The sequence below is a fragment of the Anaerophilus nitritigenes genome, from assembly GCF_004138215.1.
Lineage (GTDB): Bacteria > Bacillota > Clostridia > Peptostreptococcales > Thermotaleaceae > Anaerophilus > Anaerophilus nitritogenes.
The window spans coordinates 22,089-35,264 of sequence record NZ_RYYS01000037.1 but is presented as its reverse complement, the minus strand read 5'-3'; the positions used below and the strand labels follow the sequence as shown (position 1 = coordinate 35,264).

The window sequence follows — 13,176 nt, the reverse complement described above, 5'->3', positions numbered from 1 at the left end:
ATTTTTTTGCAAAAAATTAAATGTTGGAGTTATTCACCCCAACATTTATTATAGAACCTTAAATCCTTTTGTGTAAACAAGAGGATTTTTTTTGTTTCACTTTACAAATACTATAGAATGATTATAGTATTTGGTATAAATATATAAATTTTTGAGTAATTTCTTTGAAATAAGTGTAGTGGTAAAAAAGGAAATTTATAAAAAATATAGAAGTCATTATATGAGCTAAATTTTATTAAAGAAGGTGATTTAGGTGGAATATAAAAAAATATATGAAGAATGGCTAGAAAATCCTTATTTTGATGAAGAAACAAAAAAAGAGCTTTTATCTATGAAAGATAATGAGGAAGAAATACAAGATCGTTTTTATAAAGAATTGGAATTTGGGACAGCAGGTCTAAGAGGTAAAATAGGAGCTGGAACAAATAGAATGAATTTACATATTATAGGACGTGTAACTCAAGGACTCGCTGATTTTATTATAGAAAAAGGTCAGGAGTATATGAAAAGAGGAGTTGTGATTGCTTATGATTGTAGACACTTTTCAAAGGAATTTGCAAAAAGAACTGCTTTAGTTTTGGCTGCAAATGGGATTGTAGCTTATTTATTTGAAAGTTTAAGACCTACTCCAGAGTTATCCTTTGCTGTAAGACATTTGCGTGCAGCTTCTGGGATTGTCGTTACAGCAAGTCATAATCCAAAAGACTATAATGGATATAAAGTGTATTGGGAAGAAGGATCTCAAATTATTTCAGAGGTTGCAGATGGAATTACTCAAAAAATACATAATATTTCAGACTTTTCTCATGTAAAAATCATTGAGGAAGAAATGGCAAAAGAAAAGGAATTATTAAAAATCATAGGAAAAGAAATAGATGATCTATACATAGAAAAAGTAAAAGAATTATCTTTAAGAGAGGATATAGATAAAGATATAAAAATTGTATATACACCTTTAAATGGGACAGGGAATATTCCAGTAAGAAGAGTTTTAAAAGAAAGAGGATTTAAAAATATAGAGGTAGTGAAAGAACAAGAAAATCCAGATCCAGATTTTACCACTGTAGGATATCCCAATCCTGAAGATACAAAAGCTTTTTTGTATGCACAGAAGCTAGGCAAAAAAATAAAAGCAGATTTACTTATTGCAACTGATCCAGATTGTGATCGATTAGGAGTTATGGTAAAAGATGAAAGTGGAGAGTATGTTTCTTTAAATGGAAATCAAGTAGGAGCAATATTTATTGATTATATTTTAAAATCCAAAAAAGATATAAAAAATGGATATATCGTAAAGTCTATTGTAACAGGAGATTTAGGAAAAAATATTGCAAAATCCTATCAAGTAAAGACTTATGAAACACTAACAGGATTTAAAAATATTTGTGGAAAAGTAAATGAATTAGAAGAAGAAGGAAAAGAAAAATTTTTATTTGGTTATGAAGAAAGCATAGGATATGTAGCAGGAACTTTTGTAAGAGACAAAGATGGAGTGATTGCAGCTATGCTTATTTGTGAAGGAGCTGCTTATTATAAAAAACAAGGAAAAAGTCTTTTAGATATTTTAGAAGAAATATATAAGGAGCATGGATATTATCAAGAAAAACTTATATCATTAGTACTAGAGGGAATAGAAGGTCAAAAAAGAATTAAAAGAATGATGGAGGTTTATAGAAAAGAATATCCAACAGAAATTGGAGAGAAAAAAATTGCAAAATATATGGATTATGGTCAAGAAAAAGCTTTTGACTTTTTAAAACAACAAGAAGAAAAGGTAGAAATTCCAGTTTCTGATGTATTAAAGTTTTTATTTGATGATGGATCATGGTATGCTATAAGGCCTTCAGGAACAGAACCTAAAATTAAAATATATATTTATACTAAAGGAGATACAATAGAGGAAGCTCAAGATAAGATCAAGGAAATGGAAAGTGTGATTATGGAAAAACTTAATGAAGTCAAATAAAAAATCTGCACAATTTGTGCAGATTTTTATTTGACATCTATAAAGTTGTAGTGTACTATTTAAATATGACACGAATACAAAAGAGGTGATGAAATGAATTTTGATGCTAAAATTCCTATATACCTTCAGATTATAGAAATGATTAAAAAAGAAATTATAGTGGGAATTAGACAAAAAGGAGAAAAGCTTCCTTCCGTAAGAGAAATGGCAGCTTCTTTAAAGGTAAATGTAAATACAATCCAGCGAGCATATCAAGAGTTAGAAAGGGAGAAAGTTACATTTACAGAAAGAGGGAAAGGCTCCTTTGTTACACAAGAGGAGGAGGTTATATTGAGAATAAAAAAAGAAATGGCAAATGAAATACTAAAAAATTTTATAGAGGGAATGAAAGAACTAGGGTATTCCTATGAAGAAATTATAAAAGTAGTACAAGAAACTATGAAGGAGGATTAATATGGAAATTATAAGAGCAGAAAATGTAACTAAAAAATATATTACAAAAAAAGCATTAAATGAGTTGAATATGACATTGGAAGAAGGGAAAATTTATGGATTGTTAGGACCTAATGGGAGTGGCAAGACAACTTTTATGAAAATGATTGTAGGACTTATTCAACCAACGAGTGGAGAGATTAGCATAAATGAAAAAAGGATTGGAGTAGAGACGAAAAAAATAATGGCTTTTATGCCTACTCATAATCATTTGCCTAAGTGGATGAAGATAAGAAATTGTGTAGAATATTTCAATGATTTCTTTGAAGATTTCAACATGGAGAAAGCACAAGAATTACTAAAATTTATGGAACTAGAGGAAAAACAAAAGGTAGGCTCATTATCTACTGGAATGCTTCAAAGGCTTAAATTAAGCTTGATTCTTGCAAGAGATGCAAAGGTGTATGTATTAGATGAGCCTTTTAATGGGATAGATCCTATTTCTCGAGAAAAAATTATGGAAGCTGTTTTAAGGGTGTGCGATGAAAATAAAACAATGATTATTTCTAGTCATTTGGTTAAAGAATTAGAAAGTATATTAGATGAAGTGATTTTTATTGGAGAAGGAAAAGTAGTTTTAAAGGGAAGTGCAGAAGAATTTAGAATGGAGAAAAATATGTCTATTGATGAGTTATATAGGGAGGTATATAAAAATGCTTAAACTTCTTAAATATGAATGGATGAGTAGGTGGAAATTTTTTCTTGGAGGAATTGTTATCGCTATTGCTTTAAATATAGATCTTATAAGAAGTATTTTAAATGAACAAACCCCATCGAAATTTGCAATTTTTGCCAGTATAGGTATATTTGTTATGGGAGTAGGATTGTTTTTTGATCATATTGCAAGAATGTACAAAAGTTTATTTGGAGAAGAAAGATATCTATTATTTACGACTACTTGTAGTGGATATCATATTTTGGGAAGTAAGATTATAGGAATCACTTTAGAAGCTTTTGGTATATTTGTATTTGCTATGTTAATGATGATTATAGATCAAAAGATAGCTGTTTATAAATATCCACAATTAATGGAAAACTTCCAAAGCTTTTATACAGAAGGAATTAAAGAAATTTTCACATTGTTTATGATTCTTTTGGTAGGATATATTACGTTTATATTGATTATTTATTTATCTGTTACTTTATCTAAAAGTGTATTTTCAGTATTTAAATATGGAAAAATATTATCTTTTGTATGTTTTTTAGTAATTTCAAGAATTGTAGGAAAAGTTGTAGGATATTTTGATAAATTTGTGGATATGCATGCATTAAGTTATGGAATGACTTCTTTTAATTTTGAAGGTTCAATGTCTTATTTTGTTTTTAATTTGTGTATGATAGGTATATTGTTTATGATTACAGGATATTTACTTGATAGAAAATTAAATTTGTAAAGAATTTGTAACCACAAAAGAGATAGAAAATTCGTTATAATAAAAATATACCTTGAACTTGGATATAAACTAAATCATAAAAAACGTCACAAATTTTCAATAATGGTTCATTATTTTTATGATTTGTTTAATAGTATAATTAGGGTATATCTTAATGTAAAGAGAGGTGTGGTGGGGTGAAGAAAAGAGATTTAGCTATTATTGTGGTATGTTTTATTTTTATGGCAGGAATGTTTATGACACAAAGGTATGCTTTAGCAGATTCAATGGAAAATGATGCTCCTATTATGATTGTAAACAAAAATGGTGTAGTTCTTTATGAGGGAGAGCCTATTAAGGTGAAAGAAGACACATATATACCACTGATGTCATTAAAAGATGGACTAGATCTTTTAGTAAGTTATGATGAAACAAGTGGTATAGCTATGATTTCAGGTCCTAAAAAAACGATTCGATTTTATAAAGATGAAGGTGTAGTACTAAATTTACAAGAAAATATTCAAATTCCTCCTATGAGAATCATCAATGGACAACCCTTTATTCCAATTGAGCACATAAAAGAATATATAGGGATACAGACAAATATATTGGATGAATCAAAAAAAATAATATTAAAAAGTGTATATGAAAATAGATATATAGCAAAACTATCAAAAGACTCTGTAAGTGTAAGAGTGGAACCAAAAGGATGGTCTTATACAGTAGATGTTTTAAAAATAGAAGATGAAGTAGAGATATTAAAGGAAGATGGAGAATGGGTAAAGGTATTGACTCCTAAAGGGAAAATAGGTTATACAAAAGGAAATGATTTAAAAAATAGACAAACCATACAAAAACAAAATAAACAACATGAGCCTATATGGAGCCCAGAAGGAAAAATTATACTTACATGGGAACATGTCATGAAGAAAAGTCCTGATACTTCTAAAATAGGAAATCTTAAGGGAGTTAATGTTATATCGCCTACCTGGTTATCACTTAAAGATTCTGATGGAAATATTAATAATAATATTAGTAAAGAATATATACAATGGGCACATAATAGAGGATATAAAGTATGGGCACTTTTTAGCAATGATTTTAATCCAAAATTAACTCAAGAATTTTTTAAGAATCCTTATGGAAAAGAAAAAGCAATCAAAGATCTTTTAAAGCTAGTGAAAGACAATAATATAGATGGAATCAATATAGATTTTGAAAATGTATATTTAGAAGATAAAGATAATATGGTTATGTTTGTTAGAGAACTTGCAGCTGTTTTTCATGAACAAAATTTAGTAGTGTCTATGGATGTGACTGTAAAAGGTGGAAGTGCTACTTGGTCATTATGTTATGATCGTCAAAGACTAGGAGAAGTCATAGATTATATGATTTTAATGGCATATGATGAACATTGGGGAACAAGTCCTGTAAGTGGATCTGTAGCTTCTAAAAATTGGGTTCAAAAAGGAATAGAAGGACTACTAGAAGATGTACCAGCTCACAAGCTTGTACTAGGAGTTCCTTTTTATACAAGAATTTGGATGGAGACTCCTAATGTTGAAAATCCAGAAAAGATCAATGTAAAATCAAAAGCAGCTTCTATGGAAACAGTAAATAAAATTATACAGCAGTATGGACTTCAAAAAACTTATGATGCAAAAACTGGACAAAATTATATTGAATATATGGAAGGCAATGCTCTGAATAGAATATGGATAGAGGATGAAACTTCTATGAATATGAGAACAGATCTTATAAAACTTTATAATCTTGCAGGATTAGGAAGCTGGAGAAGAGGATTTGAAACAGAAAATATATGGTATATAATAGATGAAAGCTTAAAAATCCGATAGATGAGTCTATCGGATTTTCTAATATAAATATTGACTTTTTAAAATTTTCAATTTATAATATTAATATTTATTCATAGTTTATGTGGGAGGTTTTTAATAATGGAATTAAAGGTAGCAAAATTTGGAGGATCGTCTGTAGCAGATGCAAATCAATTTAAGAAAGTACAAAAAATTATAGAAAATGATGAAAATAGGAAATATGTAGTAACCTCTGCTCCTGGAAAAAGAAATAAGGAAGATTATAAAATAACAGATCTTTTATATCTTTGTAATGCTCATGTGAAACATTCTGTACCTTTTGACCAAATGTTTGATATGATTGAGAAGCGTTATTTGGGGATTGTAGATGAGCTTCATTTATCTATAGATTTAAAACCTTATTTAAAAGATATAAAAGAAAAAATTTCAAAAGGTGCATCTGTAGATTATACAGCAAGTAGAGGAGAATATTTAAATGGAGTTATTTTATCTAATCTGTTAGGATATGATTTTGTAGATGCTACAGAAATTATATCTTTTGATGAATATGGAGATTTAGATCAAGAAAATACTCAAAAACAAATAAAAGAAAAATTGTTAAGATATGAAAAAGCAGTGATTCCAGGATTTTATGGTGTTATGCCAAATGGAGAAATAAAAACCTTCTCAAGAGGAGGATCAGACGTTACAGGTTCTATTATTGCTCAAGGAGTAGGAGCAGAAATTTATGAGAACTGGACAGATGTCTCAGGTTTTTTAATGGCTGATCCAAGAATTGTAAAAAATCCACAACCTATAAAAATTATTACTTATCAAGAATTGAGAGAACTTTCTTATATGGGTGCTACAGTGCTTCATGAAGAATCAGTATTTCCAGTAAAGGAAGCTGGAATTCCTATCAATGTACGAAATACAAATGAGCCTGAAAATAATGGAACGTTAATTGTGAATCAAAAAGATTCTGCTCCAGGAACTATTACAGGAATTGCTGGGAAAAAAGATTTTACAGTGATTGCTATACAAAAAAATAGAATGCATGCAGAAATGAGTTTTATTAGAAAGCTTCTTTCTATTTTTGAAGAAAATCAAGTTCCCGTAGAACATCTCCCATCTGGCATAGATACTATATCTATTGTCATTGAAGATGCGTATTTAGGGAATAAGGTAAATAAACTTGTAAAAGAAATTTGTGAACAATGTAGTCCAGATTCTATAGAAGTTCATCCAAATATGGCACTTATTGCAACAGTTGGAGATGGAATGGTTTATTCAAGAGGGGTATCTGCAAAATTATTTACATCTTTAGCAAAAGCAAATGTAAATATAAGAATGATTGATCAAGGCTCTAGCGAGATGAATATTATTGTAGGTGTTGAAACAAATGATTTTGAAAAAGCGGTATCAGCTATATATAATGGATTTGTAGAATAAACATAAGGACATGATGTGTGATCATGTCCTTATGTTTATTACATCTAGCATTGACTAAGTTTTTTTTACATACTATAATGATGTGGATTTGATAGATAGAGGTGGGTTATGATGTCACAAAATAAAGACAAAAAGAATAATATTACTCCCTATGTTCCAGCAGAGAAGAGTATGAGTGAGTTTACATGGACTTCTGTGTGGATTGGTATGATTCTTTCAATTATTTTTGCAAGTGCAAATGCATATTTAGGTCTTAGAATAGGGATTACGGTGAGTGCATCTATTCCTGCTTCTGTAATATCTATGGGGATTATTAGGGGAATATTAAAAAGAAATTCTATTCTTGAGAATAATATTGTACAAACTATTAGTTCGGCTGGACAATCTTTAGCATCAGGAGTGATTTTTACCATTCCTGCTTTATACATATGGGCAAATGAAATGGGAATTCGTCCACCTACTATGACCAAAATTACTACTATTTCAGTCATAGGAGGAATTTTAGGAGTGTTACTTATGGTTCCTTTAAGAAGGTTTTTAATGATTGAAGAGCATGAACATTTGCCATATCCAGAAGGAACTGCATGTGCAGAAGTCTTAGTAGCAGGAGAAGTTGGGGGAGCAAATGCAAAAACTGTTTTTAAAGGAGTAGGACTAGGAGCAATTCATAAGTTTATTGTAGATGGTATAAAACTTGTTCCAGGAAATATAGAATGGAGTATTCCAGCAATGAAAAACACTGTTATAGGTATAGATGTTTATCCAGGGCTTTTAGGGGTAGGATTTATTATAGGACCTAAAATTGCTTCATATATGATAGCAGGAGCCATCCTTGGATGGTTTGGAATTATTCCTTTGATTTCTTATCTAGGAGATTTTATGACGATACCTATTTATCCAGCTATAGAACCTATAAAAGATTTAGGACCTCATGGAATTTGGGATTATTATATTCGGTATGTAGGAGCGGGAGCAGTAGCTTTTGGAGGATTTATGAGTTTAATAAAAGCTCTGCCTCTAACTATTGATGCATTTAAAGATGTTTTAGGCGGATTTACTCCTTCCTTTAAAAAAGCAATTCAAAGAACAGATGAGGATTTATCTATGTATTTTGTTTTAAGTAGCATGGCAGTTTTAATACTTCTTATTATATTTACTCCTATGATTCCTGTAGGAGCTGTAGGAGGAACATTGATTGTTATATTTAGTTTTTTATTTGCAACAGTATCTTCAAGATTAGTAGGACTTATAGGAACTTCTTCAAATCCTATATCAGGAATGACTATTGCAAGTCTTTTAATTACTACATTTATATTTAAAAAATTAGGAATGACGAATCAAGAAGGTATGACAGAAGCACTGATCATAGGAAGTATTATTTGTATTGTAGCCGCTATTGCAGGAGATGTGTCACAAGATTTAAAAACAGGTTTTTTAGTAGGAGCAACTCCTAAAAAGCAACAAATTGGAGAGTTAATTGGAGTAATAGCGTCAGGTCTTATAATGGGAATGATTTTGACTCTTTTTAATCATGCTTTTGGATTTGGATCAAAAGAGATTCCTGCTCCACAAGCTACTTTAATGAGGCTAGTAGTAGAGGGAATTATGAATGGAAACCTTCCTTGGCCATTGGTTTTTACAGGAGTTGCAGCAGGAATGGTTGTAGAAATTTTAGGAATTTCTGTACTTCCCTTTGCAGTAGGATTATATCTTCCTATTCATTTGAGTACTCCTATTATGATAGGAGGTTTGATTAGAGGAATATTAAATAAAAAAGAAAAAATAAAAATAGTATTAAAAGAAAAAACAGAAGGTGGAATATTATATGCCTCTGGACTTATTGCAGGAGAAGGTCTTATAGGAATATTTCTTGCTATATTGGCATGTATCCAATTAGGAGAGGATAATATTACATTAGCTAATAAATTGGCAATAGGAAATGAAACTTTAGAAGAATATGGAGCAATATTTATGTTTGGAATATTAATTTTTTTCCTAGTGAAAAATAGCTTTGGAAAAAAGATAGAATATTAAAAAAATATTTTTGTATAATTTAATGTAATGTGGATAAATATGAAAAAACAAGAAAAAAATAGTAGAAAGGAGGACCTCTGTGGCATACACAGTTATAGACATATTAGAAAAATTTATAGAAATCGAAAAAAATGGAAGAGATATGTATGAAAACATAAATAAAATTAGCAAAGATATTAAAATAAAGATGGTGGCAAAAGTATTACAAAAAGAAGAAGAACGGCATATTAAAGTCTATACAAGGTTAAAGGAAGAAATAAAAAATAAAGATGAAGAAGTAGATTTTGATATCTATGATAAAGTGTCCTCTTTGTTGAATAAATTTAAACAAAATATGGATGCTCCAAAAACACAAAATACAAATGAACTATTAAGATTTGCACTAGAGTTTGAAAAACAAAATATAGCAGTGCTTTTAGATATCCAAGGAAGATTGATTAGAAAAAAACAAGATATGAAAAGTCAAGCATATCAAATGGTATCGAGGGTGATTGAAGAAGAAAAAAAACATGTACAAAATCTTCAAAGCTTTATAAAATAATAAAAAATAACCTTTTTATGAAAATGAGTAGCTTTCCTTGTAGTAGAAAGTTTGAATAATAAAAACTGTCTATTACAAAGAAAGCATTTTTTATTATGTATGAATCTTATATAATGATTTTATGCCCTATAGGTGTAGAAAGAATAATAGATGTTTTTGTATTTCCTACTTTTTTTATTTCATCAATTAAAAATTCAAGTTCTTCCATATCTTTAACAATAACTTTTAAAGTCATACAATCTCCACCGGTTACATGATGACACTCAATAATACTTGATGTAGTTTGAGCAAATGTTAAAAATTTTTCATATTGATCTGAGCTCATGGATATGTCAATGAAAGCTTGAATAGTTTTAGCGAGCTTTTGAGGATTGACCATAGCTCTATATCCAGTGATTACACCTCTTTCCTCTAATCGTTTGACTCTTTCTGATACAGCAGGAGAAGTTAAACCTACTGTTTTACCCAAATCTTTCATAGATATTCTTCCATCTGTTTGAAGAATTTGCAATATCTTTAAATCAATAATATCCATAATTTACCTCCACTTTAAAAAATAAAGTTGAAAAAATTTAAAATTATTATTCTAAAGTAATTTTATTATAACACTTTTGATTATCTATTTACATAGACATACTCAATTGATAGAATAGTAATAAATAATATTCTTGTAAGAAATTTAAGAAAATTTACATAAAAATATTGTGATGAATTATAAAGGGAAAGGTAGGGGGGAAATATGGCAAAAGTCAAAATTACAGAAACCATTTTAAGAGATGCACATCAGTCTTTAATTGCGACAAGAATGAAAACAGAAGATATGTTGCCTATTTTAGAAAAGTTAGACCAAGTAGGATATTATTCTCTTGAGATGTGGGGAGGAGCAACTTTTGATACTTGCCTTAGATTTTTAAATGAAGATCCATGGGAAAGATTAAGAATCATAAGAAAAAAAGTAAAAAACACGAATCTTCAGATGCTTCTAAGAGGGCAAAATGTTTTAGGATATAAACATTATGCAGATGATGTAGTGATTGAATTTGTTAAAAGAGCAGTTTATAATGGTATTGATATTATAAGAATTTTCGATGCATTAAATGATGTGAGGAATTTAAAAGTTGCGATGGAATCTACTAAAAAAGAAGGAGCGCATGCACAAGCAACTATTTCTTATACTATTAGTCCAGTACATACAACAGATATCTATGTAAACCTTGCAAAAGAAATGGAGGATATGGGTGCAGATTCTATTTGTATTAAGGATATGTCAGGACTTTTGACTCCTTATTATACATATGAGCTTGTCTGTGCACTTAAAAATACAGTGAAGGTTCCATTAGAAATACATTCTCATACCACTAGTGGACTTGCAAGTATGATGTATTTAAAAGCAATTGAGGCAGGGGTAGATATTGTTGATACAGCTATATCTCCTTTTGCTATGGGAACAAGTCAACCTCCTACAGAATCATTAGTTGCAACGTTACAAGGAACAGAATATGATACAGGACTTAAACTTGAACATTTAAATGAAATCGCACAACATTTTAGACCATTGAGAGAAGAATGTTTACAAAGTGGTCTTATGAATACAAAAGTTTTAGGGGTAGATATTAATACACTTATTTATCAAGTACCAGGAGGAATGTTATCTAATCTTGTATCACAGCTTAAAATACAAAATGCATTAAATAAATTTGAAGAAGTTTTACAAGAAGTACCAAGAGTAAGAGAAGATTTAGGATATCCACCTTTAGTTACACCTACAAGTCAAATTGTAGGAACTCAAGCAGTGCTTAATGTAATTACAGGTCAAAGATATAAGATGATTCCAAATGAAGTGAAAGCTTATGTGAGAGGAATGTATGGAAAATCAACAGTGCCAATAAAAAAAGAAATCATTGAAAAAATAATTGGTCATGGAGAAGTGATTACTTGTAGACCAGCAGATTTAATAGATCCTGAGTTAAGCAAAATCAAAAATGAAATGAAAGAATATTTAGAACAGGAAGAAGATGTACTTTCTTATGCGATGTTTCCACAAGTTGCTATGGAATTTTTTAAATATAGGCAAGCAAAAAAATATAAAATAGATAGTGAATATGTCAATAAAGAACAAAAAACTTATCCTGTATAAAAAAAGGAGGCTTTATTATGAAAACTGGTTTATCTAAAAAGAATATGGAGATTTCATCATCTATTACATTAGCCATTACAGCAAAAGCAAAAAAAATGAAAGAAGATGGAGTAGATGTAATAAGCTTTGGTGCTGGAGAGCCTGATTTTAACACTCCAAAACATATAAGGGATGCAGCTATAGATGCCTTGGATAAAGGGCTTACAGGATATACAGCAGCCTCAGGGCTTCCAAAGTTAAAGGAAGCTATTTGTGAAAAACTAAAAAAAGAAAATAATCTTATATACAAAACTGAAAATGTTGTAGTTTCTAATGGAGCAAAACATTCTTTATATAATGCCCTACAAGCTATATGTAATCCAGAAGATGAAGTAATTGTAGCACTACCTTATTGGGTAAGCTATACAGAATTAGTAAAGCTTGCAGATGCTACTCCTATACTAGTACATACAAAAGAAGAAGATGGATTTAAATATACAAAAGAAAGCTTAGAAAAAGTTATTACAGAAAATACAAAGGCAATCATTTTAAATAGTCCAAATAATCCTACAGGAACTGTTTATACAAAAGATGAATTAAAAATGATTGCAGATCTTGCATTAAAAAACAATATCTATATTATCTCTGATGAAATTTATGAAAAATTAACTTATGAAGGAGAGCATATTAGTATTGCATCTTTAGGAGATGAAATTAAAAAGCTTACTATTGTAGTAAATGGTATGTCTAAGGCTTATGCTATGACAGGATGGAGAATTGGTTATTTAGCTTGTGAAAAAGAAATTGCAAAAATTATTACAAATATACAAAGCCATGCTACATCCAATCCAAATACGATGGCTCAATATGCAAGTATTGTTGCTTTAGAAGAAGATCAAGAACCTATACAAAAAATGGTAGAAGCTTTTTTAGAGAGAAGAAATTATATGGTGAAGACAATCAACTCTATAGAGAATTTATCTTGTAGAAATCCAGAAGGAGCTTTTTATGTAATGGTAAATATTTCTAAAATCATAGGAAAAACTTTCAAAGGATATAAAATTAATGGTTCTATGGATTTGGCAGAGTATTTATTAGATAAAGTAAATGTTGCAGTAGTTCCAGGGATAGCTTTTGGAGCAGATGAATATATACGGCTTTCTTATGCAACTTCTTTAGAAAATATTAAAGAAGGATTAAAAAGAATACAAAAAGCTATTGAGTAGATTTTATAAAACAGCATCCTAAGGGATGCTGTTTGTGTTTATGAGAAGAATAAATAAAAAAGTGGAATAAAATGTAGTATTTGACAAAAGAAGTGATATTTCATCAAAGGTTTATAGGATAAAAGTGTAGAATACAGTAATGTAGGAAAGACAAAAAAGGGA

General features: G+C 29.6%; 11 protein-coding genes. 10 read left to right on the top strand and 1 reads right to left on the bottom strand.

Going from position 1 to position 13,176, the window contains the following annotated elements; all coding sequences use genetic code 11:
• The first annotated feature begins 253 nt into the window (after positions 1-253).
• The 8 genes from EK368_RS05915 (at position 254) to EK368_RS05880 (ending at position 9,672) form a co-directional block, all read left to right on the top strand.
• Positions 254-1,966: a phospho-sugar mutase gene (locus EK368_RS05915; RefSeq protein ID WP_129597429.1), complete on the top strand. Its 1,713-nt coding sequence runs from the start codon at positions 254-256 to the stop codon at positions 1,964-1,966.
• A gap of 93 nt (positions 1,967-2,059) precedes the next feature.
• Complete coding sequence (locus tag EK368_RS05910) at positions 2,060-2,419, top strand: GntR family transcriptional regulator (RefSeq protein ID WP_129597427.1); 360 nt, start codon at positions 2,060-2,062, stop codon at positions 2,417-2,419.
• A 1-nt stretch (position 2,420) separates the two neighbouring features.
• The gene (locus tag EK368_RS05905) at positions 2,421-3,119 is read left to right on the top strand and encodes an ABC transporter ATP-binding protein (RefSeq protein WP_129597425.1); all 699 of its coding nucleotides are present in this window, start codon (positions 2,421-2,423) and stop codon (positions 3,117-3,119) included.
• Complete coding sequence (locus EK368_RS05900; protein WP_129597423.1) at positions 3,112-3,852, top strand: hypothetical protein; 741 nt, start codon at positions 3,112-3,114, stop codon at positions 3,850-3,852. Before EK368_RS05905 ends, EK368_RS05900 begins: the two co-directional genes overlap by 8 nt.
• 176 nt (positions 3,853-4,028) lie before the next feature.
• Positions 4,029-5,687: a glycosyl hydrolase family 18 protein gene (locus EK368_RS05895; RefSeq protein ID WP_129597422.1), complete on the top strand. Its 1,659-nt coding sequence runs from the start codon at positions 4,029-4,031 to the stop codon at positions 5,685-5,687.
• Between the two features lie 96 nt (positions 5,688-5,783).
• Entirely contained in the window at positions 5,784-7,097 is a 1,314-nt protein-coding gene (locus tag EK368_RS05890; protein ID WP_129597420.1) for an aspartate kinase, read from the top strand.
• Positions 7,098-7,208: 111 nt separating this feature from the next.
• Positions 7,209-9,131, top strand: coding sequence for an OPT family oligopeptide transporter (locus EK368_RS05885; RefSeq protein ID WP_202976434.1), 1,923 nt, complete (start codon positions 7,209-7,211; stop codon positions 9,129-9,131).
• A gap of 79 nt (positions 9,132-9,210) precedes the next feature.
• Positions 9,211-9,672, top strand: coding sequence for a hypothetical protein (locus tag EK368_RS05880; RefSeq protein WP_129597416.1), 462 nt, complete (start codon positions 9,211-9,213; stop codon positions 9,670-9,672).
• 106 nt (positions 9,673-9,778) lie between these two features.
• Here EK368_RS05880 and EK368_RS05875 read toward each other — a convergent pair whose 3' ends face one another.
• Entirely contained in the window at positions 9,779-10,207 is a 429-nt protein-coding gene (locus EK368_RS05875) for an Lrp/AsnC family transcriptional regulator (RefSeq protein ID WP_129597414.1), read from the bottom strand.
• A 204-nt stretch (positions 10,208-10,411) separates the two neighbouring features.
• Between EK368_RS05875 and EK368_RS05870 the strand changes: the two genes are divergently transcribed.
• Both EK368_RS05870 and EK368_RS05865 read left to right on the top strand, forming a co-directional pair.
• On the top strand, positions 10,412-11,809 hold the full coding sequence (locus tag EK368_RS05870) for an oxaloacetate decarboxylase subunit alpha (protein ID WP_129597413.1): 1,398 nt from the start codon (positions 10,412-10,414) through the stop codon (positions 11,807-11,809).
• A 17-nt stretch (positions 11,810-11,826) separates the two neighbouring features.
• Positions 11,827-13,014 (top strand): pyridoxal phosphate-dependent aminotransferase, encoded by a 1,188-nt coding sequence (locus EK368_RS05865; protein ID WP_129597411.1) that lies wholly within the window; start codon positions 11,827-11,829, stop codon positions 13,012-13,014.
• Positions 13,015-13,176 lie beyond the last annotated feature (162 nt).